The sequence below is a fragment of the Psychrobacter sp. S1-30-MNA-CIBAN-0213 genome (assembly GCF_040309845.1).
Classification (GTDB): domain Bacteria; phylum Pseudomonadota; class Gammaproteobacteria; order Pseudomonadales; family Moraxellaceae; genus Psychrobacter.
In genome coordinates this window covers 1-249 of the sequence record NZ_JBEOPE010000145.1, presented here as the reverse complement: position 1 = coordinate 249, position 249 = coordinate 1, and the positions used below count along the sequence as shown (strand labels likewise).

Annotated in this window: 1 pseudogene; it reads right to left on the bottom strand. The window is 45.8% G+C overall.

Annotated features, from left to right (window positions below):
* Positions 1 to 231 (bottom strand): annotated as a pseudogene (locus AAEY87_RS14280) (molybdopterin molybdenumtransferase MoeA); the annotation flags it as partial.
* Positions 232 to 249 lie beyond the last annotated feature (18 nt).

Below are 249 nucleotides of genomic sequence, written 5' to 3'. Positions count from 1 at the left end.
CGGCTGCACAATGACGCTATCACCTGATGCCACATTACCACTGTCTTTGTCCAAAACAACAAAGCAATTCGCTCGGCTAAGCTGTTTGATTCTATGTGATTGCTGACCTAAGAAGCACTCAACTTGATAACTGCCAGCGTCGTTTTGTGTGAGAACACCGCGCTGAAAGTCCTTACGACCAGCTGATTTTTTGATATCGTTTGTGAGCGTTGCTTTGACACTCAATTGCATGGGTCGCTCTGCTAAATC